This window comes from Candidatus Nitrospira salsa, from assembly GCF_965152625.1.
The window spans coordinates 259,399-274,864 of sequence record NZ_CBCUCO010000005.1; the positions used below are offsets into that span (position 1 = coordinate 259,399).

Genomic DNA, 15,466 nt, shown 5'->3' on the forward strand with positions numbered 1-15,466 from the left:
CCATCTATCCTTGATCCTTACTTATTCTGAAGCACAGGATATCCGAACGAATAGATCCATTTATCGGCATCAACTGTCTCTTTTGGCGCCAATTGCCTGGCTGGCGTATGGCATGGGATACAGTCGGTCTTGTAATCTTTTGATTCCGTGTGCATGGAATCTTCCGCATCAAAAAACGACCATCCCCATCCATCACCCCATAAGCTTGATGAAGGAAAGCGCCCCTTCGTGTCTCTGATCAGCACAAACCACCCCTTGACTGTGGTGGCATGTCCTACAGCAGGTCCGGTCGTCATAGCCATGGTCTTTGTATTCAACAGTTCTTTCACCAAGACGGCTCCGTCAGGGAACTCGCCAGTCTGTTGGTAATGCCGAATCGTTTCAGGTTGCGTATACACCACGTGATGTTCTTGTATCCCCGAATCCCCTTCTGTCTTCGCATGCGACCAAGTGCCAAGCACAGGCCACAAGGTATACCCCTCAGGAACATGAATGTCCCCGGTTTGGGAGTCGATGTTTGAGACAAAAGGCTTTTCAGCATCGGTCATGGCCCATCCTGTCCAACTTCCCAACCCGAGAATTAACACCACAACGCTCATTGCCACTCGTTTCATACCTATCTCCTTGACTCAATATTAAATAACCAGAAAAATGAGGCCTGCCTATGGCTTACAGCAGGCCTCACATCTCCCATATGTTACAAAGCCGACGGGGCTTTCCCTTTAATGTCTTTCCAATTTTCCTCGGACTGTTCGATATAGCCAGGAATATCTTTGAGCCACTTGTTTTGGATGTCTCGATCCAAATTGAGATACAGTCGTCCCTCAACAATCTTCCACGCTTCAGGGTCAGAGACAAACTTCTTCCCCACAGCAACACCATAGGCACAGTATCCTCCATAGGCTGGAACAAACTTGTCCGGATTGGCTTCGAACATCTCTTTATGATCTTCATTCGCAAAGGCATAGGTCACTCCGTCGAATTCGGCGACATGATACCCACTGCCCCTCATCGGCTTGCCGTCTGTAAAGTACGCCACCGGATCATAGCCGCTAAGTCCTGGCGTGCTTTTTGTCACATCCTGTCCGAAAACTGGCGTGGCCACGACTGCAACAAGAAGAACGCATGCTGAAATAATTGATTTGGTCATCACCTTCATGGTGAACCTCCTTTTTGGGAAAAAGTGTAAATAACAATGTATACCGATCTGTATACTTTATGAAGCCTAGTCAACTAAGAATCGTTTTTGTTACAGCTTGCCTTTTATTATTTACATAGAATGACAATTCAAGAATATTGTTGTTTTTGTGGAATCTTCGTCCTACACTGACGACTGTCACCCTTAAGGATACAGAAAAGACATAACAGAACTTATGAGTAGACAGGACAGTGGTGTGAAATGAAGAAGAAAACCAGCAGCCTTTCTAAACGCGAGCTCCTGATCAAAACGGCTCTTGAGTTATTTGCCAAGAATGGAATTCATGCCACCGGAGTGGATTCCATTGTCGAACAATCCGGCGTAACAAAAAAAACACTGTATGCACATTTTCGTTCGAAAGATGAACTGGTCCTTGCCGTTCTACGGCATTACGACGGACTCGCTCGGAATGAATTTATGCGCCGGGTTGAGAGTGGGGGGAAAACGCCAAGAACACGTCTGTTAGCTATTTTTGATTTCGCGCAACGATGGTTTCAGGAACGTAACTTTTACGGCTGTCTGTTCATCAATACCATTGGTGAATACTCAGATGATGAGACTCCTATTCGACAGATATGCAAGGAATATAAAAGACTCGTAAGAGGGTATATTCATGAGCTTTGCGAAGAGGCAGGGGCGTCTAACCCGATGGAGCTTGCCGAAGAATTAGCGCTATTACTGGAAGGGGCAACGGTCACCGCTCAAGTCTCTCAAAGCCCCAAAACTGCACAAATCGCTAAACGAGCCGCGAAAGCGCTGATTGACAAGGCCATCCCTCCAAAGAATTAATCGATACATGACAATCGGACTAACCAACGACGTCTTGTAACAATTTATAACCGCACACCAATAATGGTTTGAGACAAATCTTGTATCGACGATTCATAGAAGTTGAATATGCCCCAGGTTTAAAGTCAGTCGATTGTTCTTAAGCCATAGCTTCCATCACCTGTCTCATTAGAATCTTCAAGACATTGGAAGTTTTCTTGCATTTCTGATTTATCTAGTCTCCTGCATAAAGTGATCAATCAGATGTCCAACCAGCATAGGTTGGTCTTCAGGACTGTAATGTCCAGCTTTGTCAATTTCGTGAACAATACCGTCAGGAAAAGCCGATCGGAATAATGGAAGAAAATGCTCACCATGCAATGTACGATCCTGCTTGCCCCAAATAGCGAGTGCGGACTTGTCAGCGAGGATGTCCTTGACCTCTTCGGATGGCATTTCGAACCGATGCTGCTCTGTGGCATAGCCCTTCGCCCACCCAATGACGCCTAACGCATAGGCCGAGGAGGGGAACGACGCACGATAGGCTTTCTACCCAGGTATCATTGATAATGAAGTTGTCGACAAAACCATTAAGTTTGAGGGTGCTCAACATATTGTAATGACTTTCACTCAACACTTTTTCCAAGTGTGCCTTCTTCTTCAGCCTTTACCATCCATCGAAACCACGGCGAAACGGAAATATTTGCCGCAAGTCTGTCCATTAAATCCGCTTGCCCTAAAGGCGTGGGTCCGTTCATGCTGATGATCCGTTTGATGCGGTTCGGGTGACGAATAGCTAGGCCCATTCCGACTGGACCACCGAAGTCATACATGCCTAACGTGATGTCTGTTAAATCCAAATCCAGAATAAAGGCTTCAAGATTACCGATATGATCCTGCAGTAAAAAGGTACGATGATTCGGCATCTCACTTTTGCCAAAACCCCTATGGTCTGGAACGACACGACACGTGTCTTTGAGTGCTGCAATCTGGTGGCGGAACAGATAGCCCCACGTGGGTTCGCTATGTAACCAGAGCAAGGGCTCCTCCTCCCCTTCATCGATGTAATGCATGGCAAATCCCGGAGCAGAGGAATAGTGTGCAGCGTATGGCCAGGTATGATCAAATGTCTCTGACGCTTTCACTGCAGCTGGTTGTGTTATTTCATGCAATAGTGTGGTGCCCACAATGATTTTCCCGTCCTTCCTGTATGCTATGGAGATGCCGTCGCAACTTGTATGGTCCTCGTCACGTTCCAAGGATCTGAATTCGATAACTTCGTCGAGTTGTCTTGCAGATACCCATCCAGAAAATTTCTGACCTTAGCCCGTGCACGATGGAGCAGCACGCGTTGATGGGTTTCAGTGATCTGCAACATGGCGCAAATGTCATTCGTGTTCATCCCTTCCACATCACGTAGAACAACAACCTTTTGCTCTGCCTCCGGCAGTCTTCGAATAGCTTGTTCTATCTGTTCACCACATTCTTTTGATAATAACCACCTCTCGGGCGTCCTCTGTTCCCAAGAGAGGGGAATGACAACCGAATGATCAGCAAAGGGTCCTTTTCTGAGATATTTGTCAGGTCCTAGATCATCGTCCCCTTCGTCATCGTCACCAGCTCTCGAATCTGTCAATGACACGTAACGACTTTCTCGTATCCCCCTGGTTTTTGCACGATTTGTCAGAATCTTGAATATCCAGGTCTTGAGGGATGACCGTCCTTCAAAGCGATGAATACCTTCTAAGATATGTATCCAGGTTTCTTGCACTACCTCTTCAGCCACAGCTTCACTTGGGACAAATGCCCTGGCCAATCGCAAGAGTCTTCCATGATAGCGATCGATCAAAGTACTGAAAGCAATCTCTTCACCTTTCCGCAGAGCTTCAATCAATACACGTTCTTCGTCTGTCTCATCTAACGTATCGCGAGAAAGCTCACGACGGGAGTTCTGAAGCAAACTCCCTGGATTTTGTCCGACGTTGGTGACACTCGCAGAGCCTGCAAACGGCCTTTCTAGCACGTTCATGTTTTTTCTCCTTTTTTATGATTCCACACCGTTATAGATGGAAGGGTTATGTGGTGAATAATCCAAAAATGACCAGTCCAACTGAGAGGCATGGTTGATTTCTATCCAACGGTCAATCTGAAATTGCCAATACCGATTCGTCCCTCCAGTTTCCTCTGTAGGGTTATCGAGGTCGTATAACACTTCCGTCCGACCTGTCAGTTGGAGAGTTCGATGAGATTCAAAGTCGAGAAAAATCAACCCTGCCCGAGGATTGACAGTAAAGTTGCCAAGGGTGTTGAACATGGAGTTGCCGATATAGTCGGGGATATGGAGTATGCGGTCGTCGAGGACCTTCACAAATCCAGGGTTTCCTCCACGGTGTGAGGCATCCACCCCACGTTCTGAATGTACGCTGGCGACAAAAAAGGTGTCAGCGTTGGTGATAAGTGCGCGTTGGATAAGACCGAGCTCCTCTCCCTGCACTGCAGAGGATGAGGCCAGGTTGAATCCGGTTTGAGGAATAGTCAGATGTCGTTTCTGAATGTACTTCGAGCAATTGGGATACGATTCTTCTACATGGAGTTGCAGGCTGTCTTCCGACAATCGGGAAATTCTTCCATTAATCCGCAATCGTCTGCGTGAGGCCAGTTCTATTGCCAACATACCGACTTGGGAATTTCGTTGTATGTTCTCCCAGAAGGGATCCTCGGGGTTGGGCATCATGCAACTGAGGTCGAAGGTGACGGTGCGGTCATTTTCTGCTTGCATGAAGCCTGGCATGCCCACGAAGACCGAGGCCCAGACGTGGGGTTCTTGGTCCAGGCTGCCGAACACGGCCATGGGGAGTTGATTGATAAATTTCAGCGCACCTTTGATGATGGAATCTTGAATCACACGCGAGTTCATCGCGCCTTCCTCCAAGACTCCCACGCGTGCTTGAACCTGTAGTTCACCTTCGTGGTATGGGGATTCGATCTTCATGTTCATGTTCCTTTTCTTATACCCTCTCCCTTGAGGGGAGAGGGCTAGGGTGAGGGCAACTGCCAATTTACAAAAAGCAATCCCCCCTCACCTCACTCCTCTCTCCCTAAAGATGGGGAGAAAGCTTTTGGCTAAAAAGTCAGAACAGTCGATTCTTCAGAAAGAAGCTTTCGAAAGCTGGACATGCCGGTGGTTCCAGGAACGGGGTTATTTTTAATGAGATCGAACCCCGACTTGGTCGCTTCTTCCGAGCTTCCAAACACATCTGCACAGCCGCAGGACACTCCAGCCACCTGATCCTTCACGGCCTCAAACAATTCATGCGCCGGATGGTCCTTTTTTGTCAGCTCACCAATCCAACGGATGCCAGTACCTTGGAAAATAATCGTGGCCTCATCACCAGCCTGCTTAAAATCATAGGCAGCGGCCAATCCATTAAACACGCGACCGAGGGCTTCCTCTGAACCATTCTTGGGATCTGAAAAAATGACGATGGTGACTTTCATGGTGCGGTCCTCCTTGGGAGTGAGAAGTAAGTAAAATATACCGAACGTTCGGTAAAATTATAGGGCAAAAAATATATGCCCTGGATTTACCCCCTTTCGTGGCCTACCAGCCACGGACGTGAGAGGGTGCTTGCGTCAAGAAGCAATAAGTACAGGCTCTTAAATTTCAACAGGTACATCTCAACTCCCTCCCCCTCAGGGGCTTCGGTCCCAAGAGGAATGAAGGGTTGGGGTGAGAGGTTACCTTGTCTAAAAATTAAGATATGAAAGCTTCTCATGGTTATTTCCGTAAAAGAGTCGTCGGGAGCTCTGTGAGCATGCGTTCAAAAGGACCATAATCTTTCATCACACGAGCAACCACGAGCGTGCCTTGAATGTGACTAATGGCATCTTGCGCGTACATCCGGGCTTTCTTGGCCGTGACTCCGCCTTCGCGCGCAACCTTTGCGAGTTCGTCCACCCACACACTCATGCCTTGTTGGACATGGTGTCGAATGTCATTGTCATCCGAACCAAATGAGAGGGAATCCAACAGACAGCAGTGTTTTCCACCAGCATAAAACGCATGAAGTTCTTTCGCCATATGACGGATACGGTCTACCGGTTTGCCTTGTCCCGAAAGAGGAGCCAAGACGCGACTGGTGAGCCATTGTCCTGCACGTTCCAATACCGCTTTGGCCATGTCTTCCTTCCCACCGGGAAAGCGATGATACAAACTGGCACGTTGAAGGCCCGTCGCTTTCGAAATCAAACTCAAACTTGCCCCTTCATAGCCGTACGTGCGAAACACCTCGGTTAAGCGGTCGAGCAATTCATCTTCATTCACTTTAGTGATGGGCATAGTGTCTCCTTTGTTGCCCCATTATTTACCGAACGTTCGGTATAAGTCAACAGTCAACTTCATATTCCTTTTGTTACAACATATTTCAACTTTTTTTGTTTTGGGAAAGGGAAGGCGAAGAATGGTGAGTTCCTGCGAAACGTTCAATTAGATTAAATAGTTAGAGTGTGACACGGCTTTAAGAAGTGGCCCCTGATCCTTGGACAGGTCTCTAAGTGATAGTTCTACCTCGCATTACGCTGCGCTTTCCATCTGTACTTGCCCTCAGTCACGGCGTCGGATGTTTGTCGGTGCAATGCTTGATGCCCGCACTCGGTATTATAGAAGGTGAAAAAGCGAGTCTGACCAGCCCTCAGTGCGGCTCCTCTTCAGAAATTCTATTTTGCCCAAAGTGCAGAGACCGGGACCGCGTAAAGGTTGTCCTCAAACTTTATGACTTGATCTCCGGTATACAGAACAACGCCTTTGGTGAATTTCTTCGGATGCATTTCCCTCAGATATCGGAGGCCTTTAAAGTCTTGGCTTGTAACAGATGAAGACGTTTTGACTTCGACGCCATAAAGTTGTTTGGTTCTCCCCTCCAAGACTAGATCTACTTCCTGCCCTTTATGGGTTCGAAAGTGATAAGGCTTGAGCGAAAGTTCAGACCAACTCAATTGCTTAATGATTTCCATCACGGCAAAGTTTTCAAATATTGCCCCAACTCTGTTTCGATCATGCCGTAAGCTCCCGATGCTCTCTCCTCGTAAATGACACAGAATGCCAGCATCATTGAAGAAGACTTTTGGGGCTTTGATTACTCGGCCCTCAAAGTTGGGAGTCCAAGCCGGAAGGTGGACCACCAAAAACACTTGACGCAAGAGCGTGTAGTATCGTTGCAAGGTTGTCTGTGGAATGCCGGAAGTCCTGGAGAGGTCAGCAAAATTCACGATGCTCCCAACTCTGCCGGCAATCAGTTCCAGGAGATTGGGAAGCTGCACAAACCCTTCTATGTTGGCTAATTCGCGAATATCTTTTTGCAAAATCGCATTAATATAGGAGGCGAACCACTTCTCCTGTCGTACCTCTGACGCGCGCGCTAAAGGTTCGGGGTATCCCCCGACTCTCATCCTTGTCACGATGGTTTCCCATGACGTCCCTGACGTTTTGAACGATGAATGCCCTGACGTGAGTATGGTAAGAAAGGTCGAAACCTGTCCCTGAATCTCGTCCTGAGATAACGGCCAAAGGTGATGCACCTCGCTCCTGCCGGCCAACGATTCCGATACCTTGGGAAGTGTCAGGTCAGGAAAAGGGGAAAAGGGGACATTCTCCTTTTCCTGCCATCCCGTGCCCTTCTCGCTTTATCTTAAATAGTTTGGAAAGAACATGTTGTCAGAAACGGTGTGATCGTTAAGTTTCTTACAAAGAGAGCGGGTTCCTCGCCACCACTAAAAAGGAAAATGTCCCCTTTCTCTAACCGTCCCTCTATAGCTCGACTCCAACGGGACAATGGTCTGAGCCGTAGATTTCATTGAGGATAAACGCGTGACCGATCTTTGGCATCAATAGCTCAGAAATCAAAAAATAATCGATCCTCCAGCCGACATTTTTCTCTCTGGCATTCATCCTATAGCTCCACCATGAGTATTTCTCAACTTCTGGATAAAAATGCCTGAAAGAGTCGACGAATCCACTCTTGTGATAATTGTCCATCCCGTCAATCTCTTGCTGGGTATACCCAGCGGTCTTGTTATAGTTGGCCTTATCGTTTTTAAGATCAATCGGCTTGTGAGCGACATTCAGATCACCAGACCACACCACGGGTTTCTTGGCTTCCAACCCTTTCAGATACGCCAACATATCGTGATCCCATTGCTGTCGATACGGTAGGCGTTTTAATCCATTCTGAGAATTAGGGACATAGGTGTTGACCAGGTAGTAGTCTTTGAATTCTGCTGTCAAGACTCGACCTTCTTGATCGTGTTTCTGAATCCCTATGCCGTCGGACACGCGAAGCGGTGCCTTTTTTGAAAGAATGGCTGTCCCCGAATACCCTTTTTTAATGGCCGAGTTCGCATAAATATGGTAGCCGGAAATATCTTGTAATGTTTCCAATACCTGATCATCTTGTGCTTTGGTTTCTTGAAGACAGAGCACATCTGGGTTCATCACCTCAAGTGATGCCGCAAATTCTTTTTTAATCACGGATCGAATGCCGTTCACGTTCCAGGAGATCAGTTTCATTTCTTCATATTCTCCATACCAGTGTAACTGCGTGTCATTCGGGAATGGGTTCCCAGGCTTTCATCTTTATCCAGGTCAACTCATGCTTGTTGTGAAAAAGGTGAAGCACTTGGCTATGGGGAATGGCGGCAAATTTTTGGGCTATCTGGTAATCGCTGTCCCCCTGAAACTTCAGAGTACAAATAAAATTATGGCATATGCCTGATTCGACCCACATCATGACCCAATCGAACAGTTTTTCGGGATAACACACGAGGTCGCTGAAGAGCCAGTCGGTTTGGTCTCGAGACTCTTTGAACTTTTCAGGACTGAGGGAAAAGGCATCCCCTTTTTGAAAAGAGACACCCGGCATTTTAGATATTCGTTCGTCTAACAATGATCGGTCAATGCTTAAAACTTCAGCGCCCAATTTGGCCAAGACCCAGGTCCATCCACCTGGGCTTGCTCCGACATCAATGCAAAACTGGTCAGAGTTGGGATAGTCCTGGACGGTCGTCAGTGCTTCCCATAACTTCAGGTACGCCCGGTTAGGTGGGTGCGTCTTATCCTCCACAAACTGTATTGCTCCATTTGGAAATGAACTGGAACAGTCGCTGGCGGCCAAAAGAGTCTCTCGATCCAGAAGAGTCCATGACCCGAGAGGAGACTGAGGGAGCCGTGTTGGAAAATGTAGCGGTTTTGCGGAGACAGAAGGAAGTTGGTCCTGAATCAGTTGGCCCCGTCGATGTAAGTGAAAGGAGTACAGGCTCCAGTTTCTTTGAAGGGATTTGAGCTGTTGGGCCGCGTCCGAAATGGACTGTATGGGTATCAAGATGGGATTGCGCCAACAATTCTGCGCCCATAAGGGAGGCTGTACAGGAAGACGATCCGTCAAAATCAACCGTCCATGTTGGGATTGAATACCCTTAAGCTCGTTGACGAGTTGATCCTGAAATCCTTCCGAAGCCAGATAAGCATATTGTATTTTGGCTGACATTGATTGTAAGTATACCTGTCGTCGAAACATATTGAAGGACTAATTTGCTAATCCGTGGCTCTCGGAGAGGTCCAACGGCATAGTGAGAGCAATAGTTGTGGTGAGAGGCTGAGCTAGCTGGCCTGATTGCCCGCCCATGAAGAAAGCACAATACGCTTGTTCGCAGGGCGGAAGTGTAAAAAAGAGTAGAGGATTAACGTATATCAGCGCGTGCTCTATTCACTTTGCCCTAAACATTTTGAATGAAAATATTATCAGGAACTGTGTTATCTTGAAGTTTTTGAAAAGGACAGTGGTTTCCCCCCATCCCTAAAAAGGGAAACATCCCCTTTCTTTAAATGAGTTTAAACGAACACGATGCATAACTTTGCTCCCGGCCAACGCTGGGTCAGTGACAACGATGCCGCCCTCGGGTTGGGCATCGTCCAAGACGTAACCGTGCGCACAGTTCAAATAGAATTTCCCGCCGTTAAAGAAACGCTCACCTATGCAAAAAATACTGCCCCGCTGACGCGCGTCAAATTTACTGTTGGTGATTCAATTACAAGTATTGATGGGTCGTGTCTGTCGATTACCACCATCGAAGAGGTCAATGACACTCTACGCTACCACGGCATTCGAGACAGTGGCGAAACGGCCACCCTACATGAAAGTGAACTGTCCGATGACATGACGTTTAATTTACCTCAAGACAAACTGCTTGCAGGGCAAATTGACAGCAACCACTGGTTTGAATTGCGCGCGGCCACACTGCAACACCTGGCCACACAACAAACATCCGCAAGCTTTGGCTTGCACGGGCCACGTGTCAGCCTGATTCCACATCAAATGTATATTGCCCATGAAGTGTCAAAGAGAACAGCCCCTCGTGTGCTCCTCGCCGATGAAGTGGGTCTCGGCAAAACCATTGAGGCCGGGTTAATTCTGCACCGTCTGATACTGACCGGAAAAATACACCGTGCCTTAATTATCGTACCAGAACCACTGCTGAATCAGTGGTTAGTGGAATTACGACGACGCTTTAATTTACGCTTCACCGTCATCGATGAACAGTATTATGCCAATGATGACCCTGAGGGTGACGATTTTGAAGAACCGGCGCCTATTGAAAATTATTTCGATCAATTCTCCCTCGTGTTATGCGGATTAACATTTGCCTGTCGCAGGGAAATCGCTCCGTTCATTGCGGCGTGCGATTGGGATATTCTGGTCGTCGATGAAGCGCATCATCTTGAGTGGACACCAAGTGAGAGCAGCCGGGAATATCGACACATCGAGACATTGGCTCATCAGACAGATGCCGTGTTGTTATTAACGGCCACACCCGAGCAATTCGGCACGGCGGGGCATTTTGCTCGCCTACGACTACTCGACCCAGCGCGTTTCCACTCGCTCGAAAGTTATATATCCGAGGAGAAACAACATGCGAAAACGACCGAGCTCGTCAATCTGCTACTCGACAATCATGATATGACGGAAAGCGATCTCACGCGATTACGTTTACTTATTGAGGATGGCGACGCCATCGAGCTAGAGGCCATCAATGCGGCAAACGACAAAGCTCACAAACTTCGACGACACATTATCGATACGTTAATTGATCAACACGGCACGGGCCGCATGTTGTTCAGAAACTCGCGCGCGACCATCAGCGGGTTTCCTCAGCGTCATTACATTCCTGCTGTACTTGATGATGACAGTAAGAAGACTCGTATTCACTGGCTGTCAGACAAACTACGCGAACTATCGCCGAACAAAGTCCTCTTGATTTGCGCAACAGCCGAGACCGTGATAACCACGGCAAAAAGACTGCTTCAGAAATATAGCCTGCGAGCCAGCGTATTTCACGAAGATATGAATCTCCTGGAACGAGATCGCGCGGCCGCCTGGTTTGCCGAAGCCGAGGATGGTGCGCAACTTTTGATTTGCTCGGAGATAGGCAGCGAAGGCCGTAACTTTCAGTTTCTACACAATATCGTGTTGTTCGACTTGCCCGACAACCCTGATTTACTGGAGCAGCGCATTGGCCGCCTGGATAGAATCGGACAGCAGCACGATATTAATATTCACGTGCCTGTTGCAGGTGGCTCAAGAGAAGCACGGCTAAGCCACTGGTACGATCATGCACTCAATGCGTTTGAGCAGAGTTGTGTCACCGGCCCATACATAAAAGCCGAGATGGATGAACAATTTGCCACGTACCTTCATGGCGACCACCCCGATGAAGAGCAGTTTATCCGCAAATGTCAGCATCTGCACGAAGAAAAGACCCAGCAACTCAACCTCGGGAGAAATCGCTTACTCGAACTCAGTGGTTGCCGGAAGGACATTGCCGACCCCTTGATTGAAGAAATCAATCACAATGAACAGGCGGACGTGTTATCACGATATCTCGAACACACGTTTGATTGTTTTGGAATTGAAATTGAAGATCATTCGCTCAACAGTTGGATTCTGCGACCGGGTGCACATTTAGAGGTCGAACAATTTCCTGAGTTACCCGAAGACGGCATGACCGTCACGACCAACCGCGAGACCGCGCTTGCGCGAGAAGACATGCAGTTTCTGACCTGGGAACATCCATTGGTGCGTGCGACAATCGACATGATTGTGAACGGAGACAAAGGCAGGGTCAGCATCTGTACGCTACACATGCCACAACTTCCCCCTCGCCAAATTTTTATCGAAGCCCTATTCGAACCCAACTGCCCCGCTCCTGCCTACTTAGACATCGGTCGCTTCCTTCCGTGCAATGCATTACGCTTGATGGTCAACCAGAACGGGAAAAACTTTGCACGCCAACTACCACCTGACTCCTACGAACACCTCTTAAAGACAATCCATCAGGAAGTGGCACGGAAAATGATCGAAAAGACACGTGCAACAGTAAAAAAACAAATACAAATCATTGAGGAAATGGCCACCCAACAACTCCCTATGATTCGCAAGACAGCCATCGCGGCGATGCATGCAGAATTAGATGGGGAATTACAACGCCTGCGTACCCTGAAAAAGTGCAACCCGACCATTCGCATGGAAGAAGTTCAAGCACTGAGCACGCAAATTTCCGATCTGGAAGAGCGCTTACAAAGCAGTACCGTAAAGCTGTCTGCGTTGCGTGTCATGTATACGCATTAACCCATCGGATGGCGCGTTTCCGGGCTCGGGCCGACGGCCTGGGGCAAAAGATGAGGTCAGCCCGTTAAGCCATGAGCTGGCCCAGGTGAAGAAGGCATGCTGGGATGACGGGACTTCAAAAAAGGAGAATGACCCCTTTCTCAAGTGAAACGACACAGATTTAACCAGGCTTATAATAGCCATACATGCGATTTAATACTTCTGACAAGATTGACTCATGTTGCGCCACGGCTTCATCCCATGTGGAACAGCGGCGGCACGTTTGGTCAAGATCGCCACCAAACACCATCGTTTCAAACAGGAGAGGGGGGCCAGCAAAGAACTGATGGTCAATGCCAAGGAACACCGTCGACACCTCAACATCAGCCACCTCTGTGTGACTCACCACTCGATCAGCCGTTTCCATCCATTCGCCAAACTCCTTCGCGCCTGAAGCGAGAACGACCTCCTGATTACGTAAAATATAGAATCGCATGGAAAGAACTCCAGATCAGGTACTACGCCACTTCGTTCTTGGTCGAAACCCTGGAATACCTCCGGGCCCCGCCCAAGGTTGATGGGGAGAACGGGTCACATCGATTGTTGAACGTCTTTCCTATAGAGCGCACGTGACATGATGCCAATCTCTGGGCTTCCACATCAACACTGGACACAAAATTTCATATCTGCGATGGTACCGTGGTTGTGGGTAGGAAAGAAGGGAAGACTATTCCATATCCCTCACAAGAACCCGCAGAGAACTATTTTAACAATGAGGAATGTGGGAAAGGCTCGAGATATGTATTGATCAACATCCGTCCTTCTTCTTATTTACACTCAAGCATATATACACCCACTCCCCCGATTAAACGAATCTCAAAATCGTTTTGCGTTTGCCTGCCTCCTCCTGTGGTCGAAAGCAAAGACAGAATCCTCTCACCCGTTTCACAATGGAAGTTTAAGAAAGGTGTCAGAGACAAGAAAGGAACCATCCAATAAGCCGCAACAAGCCACAATGTTGTGCCCGGAGTAAGCAACAGGATAAAAATATCCGTGTTTTCTGCAAAGATTTCAGAAAGGGACAATGAATGTATGGTATTTTTTAGTGATAAACTTTGAAATAGAACATTCGAGCCTGAATGGGGAAATTTTTATTGAGAGACAGACAGCCGGACAACGGAACGCGACTTCAATGTCATAACCCCATGGCCTGACAAAAAGATATTCGGAAAATATTTAAGACAACGCCGCCCATGAGTCCGGATGACTATATGGGCCTGGCTATTGTCATGGCGCAAAAAGTACCCCAGCATCCCTTTGGGGCCGTGGGCTCGCTTGACCCCCTTCGCAAGAAGGCGTAGGCTTACAGCTCTAATACCAGTCAGTCGAGGTGTCCATGGGGTGACTGGCCTAACAATACGTCGTCTGGATTCAGGACTGCTCTCTCAAGCCCTTCGGGTGGCAACGTGCCCGAAGGGCTTTTTTGTTTTCAGCAGGACGTGAAAGGTGCCACGTAGCCTGCCCATAGGCTCAGTTGAAAATTCGGTTAACGGCCTACCTTACGATGAGCAACCTCAGTCCGAAGCGGGATGAGAAGCTTAACGATGTCATAGGGTGCATCATCGTCTCATACCCTATGAAATGATTGAAATCCAGTGCAGTCGTTGAGCTGAACATGAAACGTCAACCTCTCAGGCAGGCGAGTGCGGGAGACGAACGTGGATTCTGAATAGTCACCTCAGGGGACTACCCTTAGAGGGGCTTACAGCACAAAGGAGGTCAACATGTTCACAACACTGGGATTCTGGGGATATTTGGGGATTGTGGTCGCCCTCGCCGTAATGGTCTGGGTCTTGTACGTCTGCCTGGGTTTCCTGTCCCCCAAAAAAAGACCGAAGGGGACAAAGGGCTGTGTGATGGTCGTCGAAGATGAGTCGGTCGTCAGAGAAAATATACGCGTGCTTCTCGAGGGAGCCGGATACGATGTGATCGAGGTCGAGGACGGAGAGAAGGCTATCGAGGCGATGGGTTCGGACGAGAATTCCTTTATGGTCGACGTCATCATCACGGATATTCCCAAGCGCCAGGGCCTAGAGGCCATCACCTATTTTAAGAAGAATTATCCACGTATCTCCCTGATTGGCCTAACCGGGGTACCGCACTTTGAGATGGGGAATACCCGACCAACAAAAATCGCCATCCTCGGAGGCGGCCAAGGTGGAAGCGCGCTGCTCAGTCTCTTCAGCCATTTACCCGGCATTGAGATTGTCGGGATCACCGACAAAGATCCAAACGCTCCAGCACTGAAACGTGCCAATGAGCGTCATATCCCAATCGTCCACGATGCAATGAGCCTGATTGCCTCGGAAGGTACCGATCTGATCGTGGACGTAACCGGAGATCCTCTCATGCAGCAGGTCATTGCTGAGCATAAAGGCCCAAGGGCAGAAGTATTGGGAGGCGCAACTGCCAGGCTCCTTTGGAATGTGGTTCAGCACGAGGCGGAGATGGAGACCCATTTGCACCAGAACGAGTCATTGGCCAGCCTCGTCTCACACGGGATGCTCGTCAACTATCTGGTCAAACCTCTTCAGGAGGAGAACCTCCTCCCGTCAGTCACCAATGCGATGGAGGAGCGGAAAGTCCATCGGTTATAAGACACTCGAGTGACGTTGGTACAACATTCAAAAAGGCAGCCGGTTGTGGAGCATTAGGGACCATCCTGAGCAAAGGAAACATTCTCCATTTCCTGACATCCCGCGCGCTTCTCACTTGTCTTAAATAGTTTGAAAGAACATGTTGTCAGAAACGGTGTGATCGTGAAGTTTCTGACAAAGAGAGT

At 48.3% G+C, this 15,466-nt stretch carries 15 protein-coding genes; 3 read left to right on the top strand and 12 right to left on the bottom strand.

What is annotated here, in order from left to right; genetic code table 11:
* Positions 1-17: 17 nt before the first annotated feature.
* Together ACWQXP_RS21695 and ACWQXP_RS21700 are read right to left on the bottom strand one after the other, a co-directional pair.
* Positions 18-614, bottom strand: a complete 597-nt coding sequence (locus ACWQXP_RS21695; protein ID WP_454064973.1) for a cytochrome P460 family protein — start codon at positions 612-614, stop codon at positions 18-20.
* Positions 615-697: 83 nt separating this feature from the next.
* On the bottom strand, positions 698-1,159 hold the full coding sequence (locus ACWQXP_RS21700) for a YHS domain-containing (seleno)protein (protein ID WP_454064974.1): 462 nt from the start codon (positions 1,157-1,159) through the stop codon (positions 698-700).
* A gap of 240 nt (positions 1,160-1,399) precedes the next feature.
* Between ACWQXP_RS21700 and ACWQXP_RS21705 the strand changes: the two genes are divergently transcribed.
* Positions 1,400-1,987 carry a TetR/AcrR family transcriptional regulator gene (locus ACWQXP_RS21705; RefSeq protein ID WP_454064975.1) on the top strand — a complete coding sequence of 196 codons (588 nt, stop codon included), beginning with the start codon at positions 1,400-1,402 and terminating at the stop codon, positions 1,985-1,987.
* 210 nt (positions 1,988-2,197) lie between these two features.
* On the opposite strand, the gene ACWQXP_RS21710 is transcribed toward ACWQXP_RS21705, so the two are convergent.
* The 9 genes from ACWQXP_RS21710 to ACWQXP_RS21750 form a co-directional block, all read right to left on the bottom strand.
* Entirely contained in the window at positions 2,198-2,422 is a 225-nt protein-coding gene (locus ACWQXP_RS21710; protein ID WP_454064976.1) for a hypothetical protein, read from the bottom strand.
* Positions 2,423-2,592: 170 nt separating this feature from the next.
* Positions 2,593-3,153 (bottom strand): alpha/beta fold hydrolase, encoded by a 561-nt coding sequence (locus ACWQXP_RS21715; protein WP_454064977.1) that lies wholly within the window; start codon positions 3,151-3,153, stop codon positions 2,593-2,595.
* A gap of 26 nt (positions 3,154-3,179) precedes the next feature.
* Complete coding sequence (locus ACWQXP_RS21720; protein WP_454064978.1) at positions 3,180-3,995, bottom strand: RNA polymerase sigma factor; 816 nt, start codon at positions 3,993-3,995, stop codon at positions 3,180-3,182.
* Positions 3,996-4,010: 15 nt separating this feature from the next.
* Positions 4,011-4,958, bottom strand: coding sequence for a pyridoxamine 5'-phosphate oxidase family protein (locus ACWQXP_RS21725; protein WP_454064979.1), 948 nt, complete (start codon positions 4,956-4,958; stop codon positions 4,011-4,013).
* Positions 4,959-5,089: 131 nt separating this feature from the next.
* Entirely contained in the window at positions 5,090-5,464 is a 375-nt protein-coding gene (locus ACWQXP_RS21730) for a DsrE family protein (protein ID WP_454064980.1), read from the bottom strand.
* Positions 5,465-5,744: 280 nt separating this feature from the next.
* Positions 5,745-6,305 carry a TetR/AcrR family transcriptional regulator gene (locus tag ACWQXP_RS21735; protein ID WP_454064981.1) on the bottom strand — a complete coding sequence of 187 codons (561 nt, stop codon included), beginning with the start codon at positions 6,303-6,305 and terminating at the stop codon, positions 5,745-5,747.
* Between the two features lie 377 nt (positions 6,306-6,682).
* Positions 6,683-7,543, bottom strand: a complete 861-nt coding sequence (locus tag ACWQXP_RS21740) for an ATP-binding protein (protein WP_454064982.1) — start codon at positions 7,541-7,543, stop codon at positions 6,683-6,685.
* Between the two features lie 229 nt (positions 7,544-7,772).
* Positions 7,773-8,531 carry an exodeoxyribonuclease III gene (locus ACWQXP_RS21745; protein ID WP_454064983.1) on the bottom strand — a complete coding sequence of 253 codons (759 nt, stop codon included), beginning with the start codon at positions 8,529-8,531 and terminating at the stop codon, positions 7,773-7,775.
* A 34-nt stretch (positions 8,532-8,565) separates the two neighbouring features.
* The gene (locus ACWQXP_RS21750; RefSeq protein ID WP_454064984.1) at positions 8,566-9,507 is read right to left on the bottom strand and encodes an SAM-dependent methyltransferase; all 942 of its coding nucleotides are present in this window, start codon (positions 9,505-9,507) and stop codon (positions 8,566-8,568) included.
* Between the two features lie 357 nt (positions 9,508-9,864).
* On the opposite strand from ACWQXP_RS21750, the gene ACWQXP_RS21755 reads away from it, so the two are divergent.
* Positions 9,865-12,645, top strand: a complete 2,781-nt coding sequence (locus ACWQXP_RS21755) for an SNF2-related protein (protein WP_454064985.1) — start codon at positions 9,865-9,867, stop codon at positions 12,643-12,645.
* 160 nt (positions 12,646-12,805) lie between these two features.
* Here ACWQXP_RS21755 and ACWQXP_RS21760 read toward each other — a convergent pair whose 3' ends face one another.
* The gene (locus ACWQXP_RS21760) at positions 12,806-13,120 is read right to left on the bottom strand and encodes a hypothetical protein (protein ID WP_454064986.1); all 315 of its coding nucleotides are present in this window, start codon (positions 13,118-13,120) and stop codon (positions 12,806-12,808) included.
* A 1,288-nt stretch (positions 13,121-14,408) separates the two neighbouring features.
* On the opposite strand from ACWQXP_RS21760, the gene ACWQXP_RS21765 reads away from it, so the two are divergent.
* Positions 14,409-15,281 carry a response regulator gene (locus ACWQXP_RS21765; RefSeq protein ID WP_454064987.1) on the top strand — a complete coding sequence of 291 codons (873 nt, stop codon included), beginning with the start codon at positions 14,409-14,411 and terminating at the stop codon, positions 15,279-15,281.
* Positions 15,282-15,466: the final 185 nt, after the last annotated feature.

What these genes read in the sequence shown, in the direction of transcription:
- ACWQXP_RS21695 (WP_454064973.1), bottom strand. Translation starts at nt 614, where the DNA reads ATGAAACGAGTGGCAATGAGCGTTGTGGTGTTAATTCTCGGGTTGGGA.
- ACWQXP_RS21700 (WP_454064974.1), bottom strand. Translation starts at nt 1,159, where the DNA reads ATGAAGGTGATGACCAAATCAATTATTTCAGCATGCGTTCTTCTTGTT.
- ACWQXP_RS21705 (WP_454064975.1), top strand. Translation starts at nt 1,400, where the DNA reads ATGAAGAAGAAAACCAGCAGCCTTTCTAAACGCGAGCTCCTGATCAAA.
- ACWQXP_RS21710 (WP_454064976.1), bottom strand. Translation starts at nt 2,422, where the DNA reads ATGCCATCCGAAGAGGTCAAGGACATCCTCGCTGACAAGTCCGCACTC.
- ACWQXP_RS21720 (WP_454064978.1), bottom strand. Translation starts at nt 3,995, where the DNA reads ATGAACGTGCTAGAAAGGCCGTTTGCAGGCTCTGCGAGTGTCACCAAC.
- ACWQXP_RS21725 (WP_454064979.1), bottom strand. Translation starts at nt 4,958, where the DNA reads ATGAAGATCGAATCCCCATACCACGAAGGTGAACTACAGGTTCAAGCA.
- ACWQXP_RS21730 (WP_454064980.1), bottom strand. Translation starts at nt 5,464, where the DNA reads ATGAAAGTCACCATCGTCATTTTTTCAGATCCCAAGAATGGTTCAGAG.
- ACWQXP_RS21735 (WP_454064981.1), bottom strand. Translation starts at nt 6,305, where the DNA reads ATGCCCATCACTAAAGTGAATGAAGATGAATTGCTCGACCGCTTAACC.
- ACWQXP_RS21745 (WP_454064983.1), bottom strand. Translation starts at nt 8,531, where the DNA reads ATGAAACTGATCTCCTGGAACGTGAACGGCATTCGATCCGTGATTAAA.
- ACWQXP_RS21750 (WP_454064984.1), bottom strand. Translation starts at nt 9,507, where the DNA reads ATGTCAGCCAAAATACAATATGCTTATCTGGCTTCGGAAGGATTTCAG.
- ACWQXP_RS21755 (WP_454064985.1), top strand. Translation starts at nt 9,865, where the DNA reads ATGCATAACTTTGCTCCCGGCCAACGCTGGGTCAGTGACAACGATGCC.
- ACWQXP_RS21760 (WP_454064986.1), bottom strand. Translation starts at nt 13,120, where the DNA reads ATGCGATTCTATATTTTACGTAATCAGGAGGTCGTTCTCGCTTCAGGC.
- ACWQXP_RS21765 (WP_454064987.1), top strand. Translation starts at nt 14,409, where the DNA reads ATGTTCACAACACTGGGATTCTGGGGATATTTGGGGATTGTGGTCGCC.